Source organism: Sphingopyxis sp. JAI128, assembly GCF_014207235.1.
GTDB lineage: Bacteria > Pseudomonadota > Alphaproteobacteria > Sphingomonadales > Sphingomonadaceae > Sphingopyxis.
Window position 1 is genome coordinate 136,652 of sequence record NZ_JACHDA010000007.1, and the last position, 15,566, is coordinate 152,217.

Below are 15,566 nucleotides of genomic sequence, written 5' to 3' on the forward strand. Positions count from 1 at the left end.
CATCCATTGAGCGTTCAGCTTTTTCCAGCTAGGGCGCGCCGGACGGGGCGCAATTCCGGAATGTTACACAAAGGCCGATCCAGCATGAAATCTTCCTTCCGCCCCCTGATTTTGATGGCGATGGCGCTCGGTCTCGCGACGGCTGCCGTCGCGCAGGAGGTCCCGCCCGCACCATCGCCAAACCCGGAGACGAGCCAGCCCGCGCCGCCGGTGGAGACGCCCGCTCCCGCTCCGGTCGAAACCCCCGCGCCCGCTGCGCAGGCGACCGACGCGGCGCCCGCGGCAGAGGTGCCCGCAGTGCCGGCGATGACCCCCGACCAATATATCGGCAACCCCGAATATATGCTCAACCTCGACCTTTCGACGGGTGGGCGCGTGGTAATCCAGCTTTATCCCAACGTCGCGCCGAACCATGTCGATCGGATCAAGCAGCTCGCCCGCGCGGGCTTCTACGACGGGATCAAGTTTCACCGCGTGATCGACGGCTTCATGGCGCAGACGGGCGATCCGACGGCGACCGGGCAGGGCGGATCGCAGCTTCCCGACCTGAAGGCCGAATTCAACGCGACGCCGCACCTGCGCGGCACGCTGTCGATGGCGCGCGCCGAGAATGAGGACAGCGCGAACAGCCAGTTCTTCATCATGCTCCAGCCGCGTTTCGCGCTCGACCGGCGCTACACGGCGTTCGGCCGCGTCGTTTCGGGCATGCAATATATCGACGCGATCCATAAGGGCGAGCCGCCCGAAGTGATGTCGCGCATGGTCCAGGTGTCGGTCGCCGCCGACAACAAGCCGATGCCGCCCGCGTCGATGCTGGTCGAAGCGCAACCCGCGCCGCAGCCCGCCGCCGACGTGAGCGTCGACGAACTCAACGCACCCGTCGCGCAGTAATCGCGGGAAGGCGCGCGAACCTTTATGCGCGTCGACGCCTTCGATTTTGACTTGCCGAACGAGCGTATTGCGCTGCGTCCTGCGCGCCCGCGCGACGCCGCGCGCATGCTCGTCGTCGATGGCGAAGACTTCGCGGATGCCGGAGTGCGCGACCTGCCGACGTGGCTACGCTCGGGGGACTGCCTCGTCTTCAACGACACGCGCGTCATCCCGGCCCAACTCGAGGGCCGTAGAGACGTTCGAGATGATGGCGCGCAGAGCGCGCCGGGGGCAAAAATCGGCGCCACGCTGCACAAGCGCGTCGACCTGCGCCGATGGCAGGCGTTCATCCGGAACGCCAAGCGGCTGCGTGTCGGTGAAACGGTCGATTTTGGCGAGGGCGTAACTGCGCTTGCCGAGGAGCGACTAGCCGACGGCAGCTTCATTCTCGCCTTTGCCGGCGACGAGCCGGTAGAAGTCCTGCTCGAACGCGCGGGGACGATGCCGCTGCCGCCCTATATCGCGGGCAAGCGTCCGACCGACGCCGACGATCGCCGCGACTATCAGACTATGTTCGCGCGCGAGGACGGCGCGGTTGCCGCCCCGACCGCGGCGCTGCATTTCACGCCGGGCTTGCTTGAGGCGCTCGCGGCGGCGGGGGTGAAGACGGAGACGCTGACGCTCCACGTCGGCGCGGGCACGTTCCTGCCGGTAAAGGCCGACGATACCGAAGATCATGTCATGCATGCCGAATGGGGCCGGATCGACGCCGAAACCGCGGCGCGGCTCAACGCCGTCCGGGCAGCGGGCGGGCGCATCATCGCGGTCGGCACCACCAGCCTGCGCCTGCTCGAAAGCGCCGCGCGGGACGATGGTCGGATCGGGCCGTTCGCGGGCGACACCGCGATCTTCATTACCCCCGGCTATCGTTTCAACGCGATTGACGGGTTGATGACCAATTTCCACCTTCCGCGTTCGACCTTGTTCATGCTGGTCAGTGCGCTGATGGGATTGGACACGATGCAGGCCGCCTATGCCCATGCCATCGGAAACGACTATCGTTTCTACAGCTACGGCGATGCCAGCCTGCTGCTTCCGCGTCAGAGCGATCGGTCGGCGTAAACCGCCATCGCCGCTGCGATGAACTCGGGGCATCCCGGTAGTTCGTCGTCGTTATAGGTGCCGCGGAATTCGGGGTTTTCGACATAATAGCGGCCAAGGCCCCTGAACGCCGCGGCATCGGGTGTCCAGCTGTGCGACACCCAGCGATAATGGCGGCCGGTCACGGCCTGCACCGCGTCGGACGCGGGATCGGCGCCCTCACGGAACAGGCGCTGGAAGTCGGCGCGGATCGCCTCCATTTCCGCCTGGATCGCGGCGACCTGTTCCTTGTTGAACGTACGTGCCTTTGCCTGCGCGGCCGCGACGGCATCCTTGCCCCAGAATTCCTCGGCCTCGCGCTGCCAGCGGTCGCGCGTTTCGGGAGCGACGCCGGTGTAATAGTCGTTGTCGTTCATGTCCTCGTCCTTTTCCAATGATGCGATCGTGCGATCGATGGTGCGGATGAGAGTCCGGTAGTGGCCGATCCGGCTTTCGAGCACTGCCCTATGCTCGCGCAGTGCGGCAAGCGGATCGAAGGCAGGGTCGTCGAGCACGGCGGCGATTCCGGCCAACGGCACGCCAAGCTCGCGATAGAAGAGGATCTGTTGCAGCCGCAGCAGTTCCTCCCTGCCGTAATAGCGATAGCCGTTGATGCCGATATGGCCCGGCTTCAGCAGCCCGATCGCATCATAATGATGCAGCGTTCTGACGCTGATACCCGCCGCCCTCGCGACCTGCCGAACCGTCCGCATTCACCGTCTCCTCATCACGGGGACGGGCTATCGGGGATCACGCAGCGTCAGGGTCAAGGGCTTTTTTTGCCCCCGTTCACGCCGGGTCTCAGATTTCGATGACGATCCTGATCTTGTCGAGGCTGATCTCGGCTGCCTTGGCGATGTCGTTCTTCGCGCGTGCGACGACGTCGCCCAGGCTTTCGGCTTCCTCGATTCCGAGCAATTCGGAAAGCTCTACGCCCAGCAAGACCGCCAGCTTTTCCATCCGGCCTGCCTTGGGTCGTGCCTTGTCCTGTTCCCACGCCGAAATCGAGGGCTCGCTGACGCCGAGCTGTTTTGCGATTTGCGATTGGGTCAAACCCCTCGTCGTCCGCAACCGTTGCAGCCGGGCGCCCAGGCTTTCGGCCTGCGGGGGTTGTGAAACGGGCAAGGTGCCGCCTTGCGGTCCGACGACGCTGCGCAGCTGGGCGGCGCTGAGCGTCGCCGACGAGATGGGCGCATCGAACTGACAGCCATAAATGTGCGCGCTGGCCCAGATCACCTTTGCGCAGGTCGCCCCGGCGTGCGGCAGGCCGATTTCGATCCGGTCCCCGACGTCCAGCGTCCCCTCGCTTTCGATCAGCAGGCCGGTCGATGAAATATTGTGAAGCAACACCGAAACACCGCTGCCGCTCGACTTCGCGCCCTGCAATTGCAGCCGGAGCGTGTGGCGTGCGCTGCGCGGCTTGCCGCGCGAGGCTTCACTGTTTTCGATATATGCTGGAATCGCCATAGCCTGCCTGATCGGACCGCTCGCGTTAAGGGCGGGTTACCGCCCACGCAAATGCTGTGCGGCCATATGTGCGATCGCGGCGACCGCCCTCGGCTCGCGCCGGGGAAAATATTCCCGGAATCGAAAACGACTCGCCTTGCCGGCTGGAGTACCCGGATCGTCGATATGGTCCCGGCCGACGTTCGATCATGCCTGTGATGGCAGGAACTTAGCTATCGGTTAATCTACCTCAAGTCGCGCCATCGCATGCCGGTTTCAGGGAGTGATCAAGCGATTTTGGCACTCATAATGCCATAAGGTGTTAGGATTGCGAAGTTTATCAACGTTCCAGCTACCTTAATGTTTGGCCGCCCACTGTCTCAAACTCGAACAGGCTTCTCAAGCCACCGCTGAGCGGGGCGAATCCTAAGCGCCCGGGATTGCTTATGTAAATAATTTGTTTATTTTCCTGAAGGGATTTGAACGATTCTTAAGTCCATCGCGGTGGACGTCAGGATTGGGCCTGGGGCGTGCTTTGGACCAAAAAGGCATGTTCGCAGGATTGGGGGGTTTTTTGGCATATTTCGATCGTCAGGTCGTGGCGCGATTCCGCGCGGCTGCAGCTTTTATGCTGTTGTCGGCGGTGGCGACCACCGCGAATGCCAAGGACAGCGCCGTTGCGTTCGATGGCGTTTCGCTCAATGTCGTCCTTTCGGGCCATATCACGGCGAAATGTTCGGTCGGCGGCGGCGGCACGATCAACCTTGGGCGCCTCGTCGCCAACAAGCAGGCGAGCGCGCGGTTCGACGTCGGGTGTAACGTTCCCTTTGAGTTGGTTTTCCGGTCGACTTCGGGCGGGATTGCGCATGTGACGAAGCCGGAGGGCGAAGGCCCCTACGCCGGCATCGTCCCCTATCGGTTGGGCGTGACGGTTCCCGCGCTTTCGCCGCAGCCGCTGCAACTCCACGCTGACTTTACAAGCAATCAGATGATCGCGGGCGCAACGCTCGACAGCGGCGACGCGATCGCGGCGGGGGGCGGCGAAATCCGCCTCCAGACAGAAATGACGCAGGGCAGCGATCTGCTGGCCGGGGAATATGGAGATTCGATCATGATCGTGATCAATCCGCGCGTCTGAGGAATGCTGGCACAAGAGGCCAGTAGGGTCGTCTACCAAGTAAGTGCATGTAAGTAAACGTGAAAGGGAGTAATATAATGAAGTTTTCTCATCTGATTATCGCCACTTCGGTTGCCGCTCTCGGCAGCACCGCCGCTTCGGCGCAGACCACCCCGGCGAACGCGACCTATGTCAATGGCGCCAACAGCGCGAACACGGGTACGGCGTCGAGCAGCGCTTCGGCGACCTTCTCGGTCCGCGGTCGCGTTGACGAGGCCTGCATCCTCGGCGCCGGCGGCGATCTCGACAACATCAACTTCGGCCGCTTCGGCATCTATGCCGACGCGTCGAGCACCGTCGAAAACGCATTCACCTCGGTTGGTCCGCGCAACGCGCACACCCGCACCAACCTTGCCGGCTGCAACACCGCCAGCAGCATCACGATCACCAAGAATGGTGGCGCGAACGGCATGGCGAATGACGACGCCGTGACCGGCGGTTACGACAGCGGCCAGTTCCAGGCGAACCTGCCTTACACCGTTCTCGCTCGCTATGCCGCGGTCGATCAGGGTGTCGTCGGCATTCCGTCGGTGACCAACCAGCTGACCCTGGGTACCGCCGACACGACCGCTACGAAGAACCATGGTGCATGGAAGGCCGCTCCGGCGTTCCGCATCGACGTTCCGGTTCCGGCCAAGGCGCTGGTCGCCGGCACCTATCGCGACACGGTTCGCGTCGAGCTGGCGGCTCTTTAATCCGCTGGATTGAAATATGTCGTGGGGGGCAGCGATGCCCTCCACGATATTAATATGGGGACAGGGAGCCGGCGCAGAATTCGCGCCCCGGAAAGCTCCCGACGAGGGGCACATGGCAAAGTTCCAACTGAACGGGCTATTTTCGCGGCTGCGCGTGGGCGTCATTGCCCTCTTTCTGGGAATCATGGCTTCGACTGCGGCCTTGGCCATGCGCGTTTCGCCGATGGTGTCCGAACTGACGACGTCGGGATCCGGCGCGGTGGCCCGGGTCGAGGTCGGTAATATCGGCGCGAGTGCGCTGCCGTTCGAAACGAAAATCACCCGGATCGATTTCGACGAAGCCGGCAATCTTGTCGAGACACCGGCGGACGAGGATTTCATCGTTTTTCCGCCGCAGGGCCTGGTTCCGGTCTCAGGCCGACAGGTCGTCCGCGTTCAGTGGATCGGCCGTCCCGACATTCCAACATCGCAGGCCTATTATCTCTGGGTCCGCCAGCTTCCCGTCGAGACCGACCCAAAGAAGATCGAGGGCAGCGATGCCGCCGTTTCGATCGACATTCTTTATACCATGAAATCGCTGATCGTCGTGGCGCCTCCAGGAGCGAAACCCGACGTGCAAGTGGTCTCGCTCGAACCGATGATGGTCGCTCCGCAGGCGCCGAGCGTCGACCCGTCGATCAAGACCGAGACGCCCGCTGGCGAAAAGCCGCCCGAGGCGCAGCCCGGTCTGAAGGTCGTCGTGACCAACAAGGGCGACCGTTATGCATTGATGAGCGGCGCCAAATGGGTGCTGACCGCGACCGACACCGGCGGAAACCCGTTCGAGCGCACCTATAGCGGCGAGGAAATCTCGCAGACGGTCGGCGTCGGCTATCTGCCGCCGGCCGGCGGAAAGCGAACCTTTCAGCTCCCGACGGGCGTTGCCCTCGATCCCGCCAAGCCGATCGAGTTGAGATTCACCCGGTGAGGATTTTTCTCAAGGCGGCGGGCAGCGTCATCGCGATGGCCGCGCTGATGGCGCATCATGCCGATGCCTCGGAAATCGCGATCGCCAGCGAAGATGCGATGCAATCCGACGTTACGCCGGTTGCGCCGCCAACGGAACCCACGAAACGCGCCGATATCAATCCTTACGACCGCGATATCGAAATCACCGCACCGCTGCAATTCAATCAACGCATATTGGGTGACCTGCCCGTCCTTTTGACGCGCGACGACCGGTTCGAAGTCAGCACGACCGATTTTCGAGCGCTCATCGATCCGCTGCTGACACCCGAAGCCCAAGCGGAGCTGGCGACCATATTGGGCGCAAAGCCGCGTTTCCAGACGGAGGATGTCGCGGCGAGCGGGATCAGGCTGGAATATGATCCCGAACAGCTGGCGGTCCTGGTCCTGCGGATCGCGCCCGAGAAGCGAGCGATCGAGGCGCTGTATCAAAGAGGCGAGCCCGAGGCGCCCGGCGATGCCCCCGAACCGTTCAGCGCCTTTCTCAATGTCAATGTGGCGGCGTCCCGTTATTCGGGTGAACGCGGTTTCGAAAAGCCGGAAGTGTTTCTGAACGGCGCCATCCGCTACCAAGGCGTCGTTTTCGAAGCCGACGTGCAGGGACGCCGCGACTTTCTGGACGGCGATTACGGGTTCGAGCGGCGTTACGCCAGGCTGATCTATGACGAGCCCGAAAAGGCGCGGCGCTGGTTTTTGGGCGACCTCGACCCCGAAACGCGAGGACGCCAGGGTTTCGTCAATCTGGGCGGCGCGGGCGTCGTTCGGCAAAGGCAGAAATTCAACGCGTTCCGCAGCAATGTGCTCGCCGGCGGGCGCCAGTTGGTGCTTCAGGAACAGGCGACGGTGCGGGTGATGCGCAATGGCATCTTCCAGCGCGAATTCACGCTCGATCCGGGGCAATATGATGTTTCGAACCTGCCGCTCGACGCCGGTAGCAACGACATTCAGCTCGAAATCGAAGGTATATCGGGCCTCCGCCAGACCGTTCAGTACGAAGCCTATCTCGACACGATCGATCTGGAGCCGGGCGATTATGAATTTGGCGCCTACGTGGGGATCCTCGACGACGGAGGGTTCGGCGAGCCCGACTATTCGCGGGGCAAGCCTGTTTTCACCGGCTTCTGGCGTAAGGCCTTCCTCAACGCGCCGGCGATCGGTTTTGGGGCCCAGCTGTCCGAGGACGTGCAGAATATCACCGGCCAGACCCAATTCATCTTGCCCAACAGCGGGCGTTTACGGCTCGACGCGGGCTTGAGCCGCGCGAAGCAGGGCAATGGTTTCGCAGCGACCGTTGGCTATGACCAGATTATCGGCGGTGCCGACGGTTATGACAGCTTCACCGTCGTCGCCGATTACACCTCGCGGCGTTATACGAACATCGGGGGTCTCACCGGGGTGATACCGATTTCCTGGAATCTGGCGGCGACCTATACGAAACGGTTCACGAACGACCTGTTCGCGACGGCAAACGCCTCCTACCGCATCAGCCGGAGCGCGTTGATCGACGACAGCTACAATCTGTCGGCAACGGCCAATTATCGGTACAACAAGCAGCTGACATTCCAGGTGGGCGTCGAATATTCGCAAAATGGCCTGTCGTCTTCGGGCATCGGCCGCGACGGTTTCGGGGTCACTTTCGGTATCGTCTGGCAGCCGCGTTACAATCGCCGCGCCGAGGCCCGTTACAATTCAGCGAAGCGCAGCGGCAGCGCGCGCTTCCAGCAGTCGGTCGACAATCGCGTCGGATCGTTCGGCTATTCGCTGGCGACCAATTATGACGACGGACCGGTCAGCGCATCGGGACAGGTCGATTATGTCGGCAACCGCTTCGACGTCAGCCTGTCGCACACGGCTTTCGGGCAGCGCTTCAACAGCTTCGGCGATGAACAGATCACGACGCTGCGGGTCGGCAGCTCGATCGCCTACGCCGGCGGCCATGTGGCGGTCGGCCGGACGATCAACGACAGTTTTGCCGTCGTCTATCCGCACAAGACGCTCGACGGGCGCCCGGTCATCGTGGGCGAAGGGCTAGAAGGCGGAGGCTATGTCAGCAAGAGCGGTGCGGTGGGAGCGGCGCTTCAGAATACACTGACATCCTATCTGAACCAGTCGGTGAGTTATGATGTTGCCGACCCGCCGCGCGGCTATGACATTGGCGATGGCATCAAACGCGTCACGCCGGCCTATAAGAGTGGTTATGCGATCGAAGTGGGAAGCGCGGCATTCGTCAGCGCCATCGGAACACTGCACGGAACGGACGGGCAGCCCCTCAAGCTCGTCAGCGGCGTTCTGCGCCGCACCGACGCCGCGGACGCCAGGGAAGAGCCGTTCTTTACCAACACGGCTGGCCGGTTTGCGATCGCCAAGCTAGAACCGGGTGCCGAATATAGCGTGGAATTCTATTCGGGAGATCGCCGGGGATTTACGTTCAAGGTACCGGAGGACAACAAGGGACTGCTCGACCTTGGTATTGTCGGGATCGGGCGCAGGGAAGGTCAGTGACATGACGGTATCGCACAAGACGACAGCACGCCGGACGTATCTTTGCGCCGCTGCAATCGGCGCCGCCCTGTTCGCGCCTGCCGCGGCCCAGGCGGCGTGCATGCTCTCGATCGAACCCGCGCAGGGCGAACTTGTTATCCGCCACAATCCGCTGGAATCGGACGGCGCGCGCGGACAGGTCGAAATCAACGTCGTCAACCGTGGCGACAGCCTGTGCGTCGGCAAATTCAGTGCGTCGCTGCGCGGCGAACAATTCGGTTTCCGGTCCGAACAGGGGTTGCAATCCATCCCCTATCAACTGATCGACGAAAAGGGCGGGGTCGACATAACGCCCCGCGCGGGACGAAGCCTGCAACGGCAGGGCGGACGCGTCATCCGCCTGATGCCAGGCGAGCGGAGCCTCGAGCTCGTCACGATAGCGGCCCTGCCCGATACCAGCCTGTCGCAGGGGCGCTACGCCCAGACGCTCGACCTGAATGTCGTTTCTGACGACGATATGCTGCTTGGCAGCAGGCAGCTTACGCTCGGAATCGACATCGTCGCGGCGGCGCTAATCGGCCTGAAGGGACAGGTCGGACGCGCGCGGGGCGCCGCGTCGGTCGACCTCGGCGAACTGGAAAAGGGATCGAAAGACCTGCCGATCACGCTTTATGTGATCTCGACGGGCGGGTATCGGGTTTCGGTGTCCTCGGAAAACCGAGGGCGCCTGAAACATCAAAATGCGACGTGGTATGTCGATTACCGGCTCCGGCTCGGCCGCTACGATCTTGATCTCGCCTCGCCCGATGGTTTCGAAATCGTGTCGAACCGGGCCCGGTTCGACAATTATCCGGTCCGGATCGATATCGGCGAAACGGCTGGCAAGCGGGCCGGCAAATATATGGACACGGTGACGTTTACGGTCGCCGCGCTTTAGTCCGGTCAGATCGGCTGGATCGTCAGCGAAAGCGTGAGCGGGGCTTCGAGCGAAACCTGGTCGAAACGATAGGTGATCTGCTGGATGCGCGGGCCATATTCGCGGTGCACTTCCTGCATGCCGAGCGCGGATAGCTCGACGGTGCTGTCGCCATAGAGAAGGCGAGCACGCTCGGTCTGTGCCAGCGGGCGATATTGCGCCGAGACGAGATAACCCGAGGCGCTGTTGCACCCCTCGGTCACCAGGCCCGGCGAATTGCCGAGCGCGTCGGCATGAACGCTGTGATTGACCCAGCACGCCATCGGAACGGTCGCAGTGACCTGGAAGGATCCCGAGGCCTGCGGGCGCGCCAAAGCCGGCGTCGACGCGAGCAGGGCCGCGGCGCAGCCCAGCTTCATCACATTCTGTATCGCAGTCGCCATTTCACGAAAGCCCCTACAAGTTCGAGGGTCCTCATAGGGGGAAGTAGTTAATGCCCCGTTCTGCCATTCTGGTTAACAATTCCTGCGCAAACCCTGAATTCCGAGGTGCCGGCTCAATGGGCGGCGCCTGCCTGATTCTCCCGGTCCGTGATTTGCGATGACGGCTGTCCCGTTCCGGGACCGCTTATTTACACTATCGCAAGGCATTGGGGGCATAGCGGCCGAATTGTGGGGATCAGCAAGAGTTTGACTGATGGATGTTCCATCGCAGATGGATTTCGGCGACCGGGGGGATGGCAGTGCCGAAGAGGGCCAGCGCGGCTTCTTCGGCATAATCGGCTCACGTATCGGCAAACAGCGCGGCGATGCAGCGCCCAATCTGCACACGCGCGAAGCGCTGCTCCTGCTCCAGAATTATGAAGAAAGTGGCCAGGGATGGTTCTGGTCCACCGATGCCAAGGGGCGGCTGACCTATATCACCGATTCGGTCGCGCGGCTGATGGGGCGGACGCGCGCCACGTTGCTCGGCACAATGTTCACCGACCTGTTCCTGCCTGCCGACAGCCATGGCGAACGCCAGCGCACCTTGCCCTTCCTGCTCACCCGGCAATCGAAGTTCGAGGAATTGCCGCTGCGCAGCGCGTTCGAGGGGGACGACCGCTGGTGGGCGATATCGGGGCGGCCCCAGTTCGACGGCGACCGATTTACCGGCTATCGCGGCAGCGGCACCGACATCACGGCGCAGCGCCGATCGGCCGAGGATGCGTCCCGGCTGGCGCTTTACGATTCGCTGACCGGGCTTGCCAATCGCTTCAACATTTCGAAAAAGCTCGACACCACGCTCGCCGCCTTTTCGCAGCAGCAGCGCGCGTGCGCGATCATGCTGCTCGACCTCGACCGTTTCAAACAGGTCAACGATACGCTCGGCCATCCGGCGGGCGATGCGCTGCTGAAACAGGTCGCCGAACGCCTGCTCAAGATTGTGGGCGACAAGGAAATGGTCAGCCGGCTTGGCGGCGACGAATTCCAGATCATCCTTCCCGATGTCGAGGATCGCGGAAAGCTCGGCGACATGGCCGCCGATATCATCGCCAGCCTGTCGCAACCCTATTCGGTCGAGGGAAGCCGCTGCATCATCGGCGCGTCGGTGGGCGTGGCGATCGCGCCGTTCGACGGCGTTAGCAGCGACGATCTCGTCCGCAATGCCGATCTCGCGCTTTATGCGGCGAAGGGCAACGGGCGCGGCCGTTTCGCTTTCTATTCCAGCGATCTTCACCAAGCGGCCGAACAGCGCCGCGCACTGGAGGATGATTTGCGCGACGCGCTGGCCCGCGGCGAGATGGCGCTGTGTTATCAGCCGGTCGTCCACGCCAAGTCGAACGTCGTGACGGGCGTCGAGGCGCTGGTTCGCTGGACGCATCCCGAACGGGGCCTGATCTCGCCTGCGGTATTCATCCCGATCGCCGAGGAAGCGAATCTGATCTGGCAGCTTGGCGAATGGGTGCTGCGCAAGGCGTGCGAGGATGCGTCGCGCTGGCCGGGCGACATGCGCGTGGCCGTCAATGTGTCGCCGATCCAGTTCGCCAACGCCGACCTGCCGAAAGTCGTCGCTAACGCGCTCGCCTCGACGGGCCTTGCGCCCGACCGACTGGAACTGGAAATTACCGAAAGCGTGTTTCTCGGAGATTCCGCCGAAACCGGCCGCATGTTCAAGGCGCTGAAAGCGCTGGGCGTCCGTCTCGCCCTCGACGATTTCGGCACCGGCTATTCGTCCCTCGGCTATTTGCAGACGGCGCCGTTCGACAAGATCAAGATAGACCAGAGCTTCGTACGCGGCGCCACCGAGCCCGAATCGCGCAACAGCGCCATCATCGCCGCGATCGTTGCGCTCGCCGAAGCGCTCGAGATGGAAACGACCGCCGAGGGGATCGAATCGCTCGACCAACTCGAACTCATCCGCAAGCTCAACGTCAGCCATGTGCAGGGCTATGTTTACAGCAAACCCGTGCCGGACGCGGAATTGCGGGAACATGCCGAGGCCGGGTCGTGGACGATCAAGCCCGCAGGCCCCGCGCGCCAGCGCAACGATCGCTTTTCGCTGTTCCGCAAAGTCGGGGCGATCCACGATAACCATCGCTATAATGTCGTGATCCGCAACCTGTCGGCGACGGGGGCCTTTATCGAAGGCATATTGGATGTACCCGTGGGCACGCGCTTCGTCATCGATTTCGGGGAGGGGCAACTCGTGACCGCGACCGTCCGCCGGTCGGTAAAGCACCAGCAAGGTGTCGAATTCGAACAGACGATGGTCAGCGACGGCAATGGCGGCCTGTGCACGCGGCATCGCGTTTCGCCCTATTTGATCGCGGCGGCGGCCCAGCAGACGGACAGCGCGCTCGCGCTGCCGTCCTTTACGACCACCAGCGACTGGAAAGCGGCCTGACGCCGGAACCCGGCGGGCGCTGGCCCGTTTTGTCTCCAACCATCACCGAACGGAGACCAACATGAGCCAGACCAGAATCTTTGCGCGGCTAAAGGCCGATCATGATCGGCACCGCGAACTGCTCGACCGTATCGACGCGACGCATGGCGACAGCGACGAGCGTCGCGCTCTGTTCGAGACTTTTCGCGTCGAGGTGACCGCGCACGCGGCGTCTGAGGAAATGTCGCTCTATGCGACGATGCTCGCGAACCCGGATCTGCGCGACGAGGCGCAGCACAGCGTCGCGGAGCATAAGGAAATCGAGGATTATCTGACCGAACTATACGAAATGGATTTCGCCTCGACCGGCTGGCTGACGCGCTTTCGCACGATGAAGGAACGCTATCTCCACCATATCGACGAGGAGGAGGAAGAGATGTTCCCCGAGGCCGAAAAGGGCCTGTCGGAGGCGAAGAAGCGCGAACTCGTCAAGATTTTCGAAAAGGAGAAGCCGAAGGAAAAGGCCAAGGCGGCGGACGAGGAACCATCGAGCGAACACGCAAAGGCCTGAGTTCCCGGCCTCGACTTTCGGTGCGCGTCCCGCCATAGGCGCGCGCCATGACCGACAGATTCACCTTTTCGATCGCCGCAACCGACGGGGCCGCACGGACGGGCAATATCCGGATGCGGCGCGGCGATATTCGCACGCCGGCGTTCATGCCCGTCGGCACCGCGGCGACGGTGAAGGCGATGCGTCCTTCCGAGGTGCGCGCCACGGGCGCCGACATCATCCTCGGCAACACCTATCATCTCATGCTCCGCCCGACCGCGGAGCGCATGGCCCGGCTTGGCGGGCTGCACGATTTCATGGGCTGGGACCGGCCGATCCTGACCGACAGCGGCGGCTATCAGGTGATGAGCTTGTCGGCGCTTACCAAGCAGAGCGAAGAAGGCGTCGCATTCAAGAGCCACCTCGACGGCTCGCGGCACATGCTGACGCCCGAACGCTCGATGGAAATCCAGCGGCTGCTCGGCAGCGATATCGTGATGGCGTTCGACGAATGCCCGCCGAACGGCGTCGATGCGAAGCGCGCCGAGGCGAGCATGGAGCGCTCGATGCGCTGGGCCGCGCGCAGCCGCGCCGGGTTCGATGCCGGCGAGGAGCATGCGGCGCGGTCGGCGCTGTTCGGTATCCAGCAGGGGTCGCTCGACGAGACATTGCGCGCGCGTTCGGCGTCGGCGCTGACCGACATCGGTTTCGATGGCTATGCGATCGGCGGGCTAGCCGTGGGCGAGGGGCAGGAAGCGATGTTCGGGGTCCTCGATTATGCGCCGGGCCAGCTTCCCGCCGACAGGCCGCGTTACCTGATGGGGGTCGGCAAGCCCGACGATCTGGTCGGCGCCGTCGCGCGCGGGGTCGATATGTTCGATTGCGTGTTGCCGACGCGGTCGGGGCGCAACGGCCAAGCCTTTACCTGGGACGGGCCGATCAACATCCGAAACGCGAAATTCGCCGAAGATCGCGAACCGCTGGACCCGTCGTGCGGCTGCCCGGTGTGCGCCACCTGGTCGCGCGCCTATCTTCATCATCTCGTCCGCTCGAACGAAATGCTGGGCGCGATGCTGATGACGCAGCACAACCTGCATTTCTATCAGGATTTGATGCAGCGCATGCGTGACGCGATCGCCGCAGGGACCTTCGCATCGTTCCAGGGCGATTTCGACGCGCGCTACCGGCGCTGATTCAATCGAGCTTGCTCAGCAGGTCCAACAAAGATTGGGGAATTGTCTCGTCGACGGTCGATTCATAGGCGCGACGCAAGGCGCCGTTGACATCCTGCCCCTTGGCGAATGGCTTCTTATCCACGGTCTTTCCCGAATTTTCACCGCGCGGCGAACCGGTTTTCGACGACATTATAGGGGCATCCGCTGGGACATGGGGCCTTTTGCTAACCGCGCATGAACCAAAGCGCAATGGCGCGTTTGGTTCTTTCCCATGAAACCAATTTGCGGCTAAATCGTTCCCAAGGGTCGAAATATATCGGAATGATGGGAAGGGAGCAAAAAATCTGTCCCTTTCCCGGACGCTCCACCACTGATTTCGTCACAATTCAGGAGGTAAAATATGTCATTGGGTCAGTCGGTTGCGCCGCATCTTCCCTATCTGCGGCGCTATGGCCGGTCCATTTCCGGGAGCCAGAAGAATGGCGACGCGCTGGTCGCCCGCCTGCTCGAAACGCTTGTCGTCAATCCCGGCGCGGTCGATACGGCCGGCGATCTGCGCATCCAGCTTTACCGGATGGTGCACGACAATTTCGGGCTGATGGCCGAACAGACGGCCGGCGGCGAGGAAATCGCGCACAGCGACATCGCCATTGCCGACGCGCGGCTTCGCCGCATTCCGTCGCTGGCGCGGCAGGCGTTGCTGCTCACCGCGGTCGAAGGTTTCAGTTTCGAGGATACGGGGCGGATCATCGGGCGCGATGCCGAAGCGGTGCGCGCCCTGATCGATGAAGCGACCGACGAGATCGACCGCCAGACGCGCGCGCGCATCCTGATCATCGAGGACGAGCCGATCATCGCGATGGATATCGAAATGATCGTCCGCGACCTCGGCCACGACGTGGTCGCCGTCGCGACGACGCATCGCGAGGCGGTCGACGAAGCGCAGAAGCACCAGCCGGGCCTTGTGCTCGCCGACATCCAGCTTGCCGACAACAGCTCGGGGATCGAGGCGGTGCAGGAAATCCTTACCGATCTCAAGGTGCCGGTCATCTTCATCACCGCCTTTCCCGAACGGCTGCTCACCGGCGACCGGCCCGAGCCGGCCTTCCTGCTCACCAAGCCGTACCAGCCCGCGACGCTCCGCGCGGCTATCTCGCAGGTGCTGTTCTTCGACGAATCGACGATCCCGGCCTGAATATCGGGCGAGGGGTTGATACCGCAGGGGTGGCGGGCGATAGCAGCGGTC

At 62.9% G+C, this 15,566-nt stretch carries 15 protein-coding genes; 11 read left to right on the forward strand and 4 right to left on the reverse strand.

The annotated features are described in order from the left end of the window. Positions 1–84: 84 nt before the first annotated feature. Positions 85–891 carry a peptidylprolyl isomerase gene (locus tag HDC35_RS16665; RefSeq protein WP_260397800.1) on the forward strand — a complete coding sequence of 269 codons (807 nt, stop codon included), beginning with the start codon at positions 85–87 and terminating at the stop codon, positions 889–891. A 24-nt stretch (positions 892–915) separates the two neighbouring features. Next, a complete protein-coding gene (gene queA / locus HDC35_RS16670) occupies positions 916–1,992 on the forward strand; it encodes a tRNA preQ1(34) S-adenosylmethionine ribosyltransferase-isomerase QueA (protein WP_184648518.1) in 1,077 nt (358 codons plus the stop codon). Here the strand turns inward: queA and HDC35_RS16675 are convergent. Together HDC35_RS16675 and HDC35_RS16680 are read right to left on the reverse strand one after the other, a co-directional pair. Continuing rightward, a complete protein-coding gene (locus HDC35_RS16675) occupies positions 1,971–2,723 on the reverse strand; it encodes a MerR family transcriptional regulator (protein WP_184648519.1) in 753 nt (250 codons plus the stop codon). The genes queA and HDC35_RS16675 overlap by 22 nt on opposite strands. A gap of 88 nt (positions 2,724–2,811) precedes the next feature. Continuing rightward, positions 2,812–3,477: a helix-turn-helix domain-containing protein gene (locus HDC35_RS16680; RefSeq protein ID WP_184648520.1), complete on the reverse strand. Its 666-nt coding sequence runs from the start codon at positions 3,475–3,477 to the stop codon at positions 2,812–2,814. A gap of 607 nt (positions 3,478–4,084) precedes the next feature. Between HDC35_RS16680 and HDC35_RS16685 the strand changes: the two genes are divergently transcribed. The 5 genes from HDC35_RS16685 (at position 4,085) to HDC35_RS16705 (ending at position 9,751) form a co-directional block, all read left to right on the forward strand. Further along, positions 4,085–4,594: a hypothetical protein gene (locus tag HDC35_RS16685; protein ID WP_184648521.1), complete on the forward strand. Its 510-nt coding sequence runs from the start codon at positions 4,085–4,087 to the stop codon at positions 4,592–4,594. 77 nt (positions 4,595–4,671) lie between these two features. Further along, positions 4,672–5,328: a hypothetical protein gene (locus tag HDC35_RS16690; protein ID WP_184648522.1), complete on the forward strand. Its 657-nt coding sequence runs from the start codon at positions 4,672–4,674 to the stop codon at positions 5,326–5,328. A 112-nt stretch (positions 5,329–5,440) separates the two neighbouring features. Continuing rightward, positions 5,441–6,295 carry a molecular chaperone gene (locus tag HDC35_RS16695; protein WP_184648523.1) on the forward strand — a complete coding sequence of 285 codons (855 nt, stop codon included), beginning with the start codon at positions 5,441–5,443 and terminating at the stop codon, positions 6,293–6,295. Beyond that, positions 6,292–8,835, forward strand: coding sequence for a hypothetical protein (locus HDC35_RS16700; RefSeq protein ID WP_184648524.1), 2,544 nt, complete (start codon positions 6,292–6,294; stop codon positions 8,833–8,835). The genes HDC35_RS16695 and HDC35_RS16700 overlap by 4 nt, the downstream gene beginning before the upstream one ends. A gap of 1 nt (position 8,836) precedes the next feature. Further along, the gene (locus HDC35_RS16705) at positions 8,837–9,751 is read left to right on the forward strand and encodes a hypothetical protein (protein WP_184648525.1); all 915 of its coding nucleotides are present in this window, start codon (positions 8,837–8,839) and stop codon (positions 9,749–9,751) included. A 5-nt stretch (positions 9,752–9,756) separates the two neighbouring features. On the opposite strand, the gene HDC35_RS16710 is transcribed toward HDC35_RS16705, so the two are convergent. Further along, complete coding sequence (locus tag HDC35_RS16710) at positions 9,757–10,173, reverse strand: hypothetical protein (RefSeq protein ID WP_184648526.1); 417 nt, start codon at positions 10,171–10,173, stop codon at positions 9,757–9,759. A gap of 253 nt (positions 10,174–10,426) precedes the next feature. Here HDC35_RS16710 and HDC35_RS16715 point away from each other — a divergent pair, with 253 nt between their 5' ends. The 3 genes from HDC35_RS16715 (at position 10,427) to tgt (ending at position 14,338) form a co-directional block, all read left to right on the forward strand. Beyond that, positions 10,427–12,616: an EAL domain-containing protein gene (locus tag HDC35_RS16715; RefSeq protein WP_184648527.1), complete on the forward strand. Its 2,190-nt coding sequence runs from the start codon at positions 10,427–10,429 to the stop codon at positions 12,614–12,616. A 61-nt stretch (positions 12,617–12,677) separates the two neighbouring features. After that, positions 12,678–13,166 (forward strand): hemerythrin domain-containing protein, encoded by a 489-nt coding sequence (locus HDC35_RS16720; protein WP_184648528.1) that lies wholly within the window; start codon positions 12,678–12,680, stop codon positions 13,164–13,166. A gap of 47 nt (positions 13,167–13,213) precedes the next feature. After that, positions 13,214–14,338 carry a tRNA guanosine(34) transglycosylase Tgt gene (gene tgt, locus HDC35_RS16725; RefSeq protein WP_184648529.1) on the forward strand — a complete coding sequence of 375 codons (1,125 nt, stop codon included), beginning with the start codon at positions 13,214–13,216 and terminating at the stop codon, positions 14,336–14,338. 1 nt (position 14,339) lies between these two features. Here the strand turns inward: tgt and HDC35_RS16730 are convergent, their stop codons facing one another. Next, a complete protein-coding gene (locus HDC35_RS16730) occupies positions 14,340–14,510 on the reverse strand; it encodes a NepR family anti-sigma factor (RefSeq protein WP_184648530.1) in 171 nt (56 codons plus the stop codon). Positions 14,511–14,720: 210 nt separating this feature from the next. Between HDC35_RS16730 and HDC35_RS16735 the strand changes: the two genes are divergently transcribed. Continuing rightward, positions 14,721–15,515 carry a response regulator gene (locus HDC35_RS16735; protein WP_184648531.1) on the forward strand — a complete coding sequence of 265 codons (795 nt, stop codon included), beginning with the start codon at positions 14,721–14,723 and terminating at the stop codon, positions 15,513–15,515. Positions 15,516–15,566 lie beyond the last annotated feature (51 nt).

Excerpts from the sequence above, each read along its gene's own strand:
- HDC35_RS16665 (WP_260397800.1), top strand. The coding sequence starts at position 85 with ATGAAATCTTCCTTCCGCCCCCTGATTTTGATGGCGATGGCGCTCGGT.
- queA (WP_184648518.1), top strand. The coding sequence starts at position 916 with ATGCGCGTCGACGCCTTCGATTTTGACTTGCCGAACGAGCGTATTGCG.
- HDC35_RS16675 (WP_184648519.1), bottom strand. The coding sequence starts at position 2,723 with ATGCGGACGGTTCGGCAGGTCGCGAGGGCGGCGGGTATCAGCGTCAGA.
- HDC35_RS16680 (WP_184648520.1), bottom strand. The coding sequence starts at position 3,477 with ATGGCGATTCCAGCATATATCGAAAACAGTGAAGCCTCGCGCGGCAAG.
- HDC35_RS16685 (WP_184648521.1), top strand. The coding sequence starts at position 4,085 with ATGCTGTTGTCGGCGGTGGCGACCACCGCGAATGCCAAGGACAGCGCC.
- HDC35_RS16690 (WP_184648522.1), top strand. The coding sequence starts at position 4,672 with ATGAAGTTTTCTCATCTGATTATCGCCACTTCGGTTGCCGCTCTCGGC.
- HDC35_RS16695 (WP_184648523.1), top strand. The coding sequence starts at position 5,441 with ATGGCAAAGTTCCAACTGAACGGGCTATTTTCGCGGCTGCGCGTGGGC.
- HDC35_RS16705 (WP_184648525.1), top strand. The coding sequence starts at position 8,837 with ATGACGGTATCGCACAAGACGACAGCACGCCGGACGTATCTTTGCGCC.
- HDC35_RS16710 (WP_184648526.1), bottom strand. The coding sequence starts at position 10,173 with ATGGCGACTGCGATACAGAATGTGATGAAGCTGGGCTGCGCCGCGGCC.
- HDC35_RS16715 (WP_184648527.1), top strand. The coding sequence starts at position 10,427 with ATGGATGTTCCATCGCAGATGGATTTCGGCGACCGGGGGGATGGCAGT.
- HDC35_RS16720 (WP_184648528.1), top strand. The coding sequence starts at position 12,678 with ATGAGCCAGACCAGAATCTTTGCGCGGCTAAAGGCCGATCATGATCGG.
- tgt (WP_184648529.1), top strand. The coding sequence starts at position 13,214 with ATGACCGACAGATTCACCTTTTCGATCGCCGCAACCGACGGGGCCGCA.
- HDC35_RS16730 (WP_184648530.1), bottom strand. The coding sequence starts at position 14,510 with ATGTCGTCGAAAACCGGTTCGCCGCGCGGTGAAAATTCGGGAAAGACC.
- HDC35_RS16735 (WP_184648531.1), top strand. The coding sequence starts at position 14,721 with ATGTCATTGGGTCAGTCGGTTGCGCCGCATCTTCCCTATCTGCGGCGC.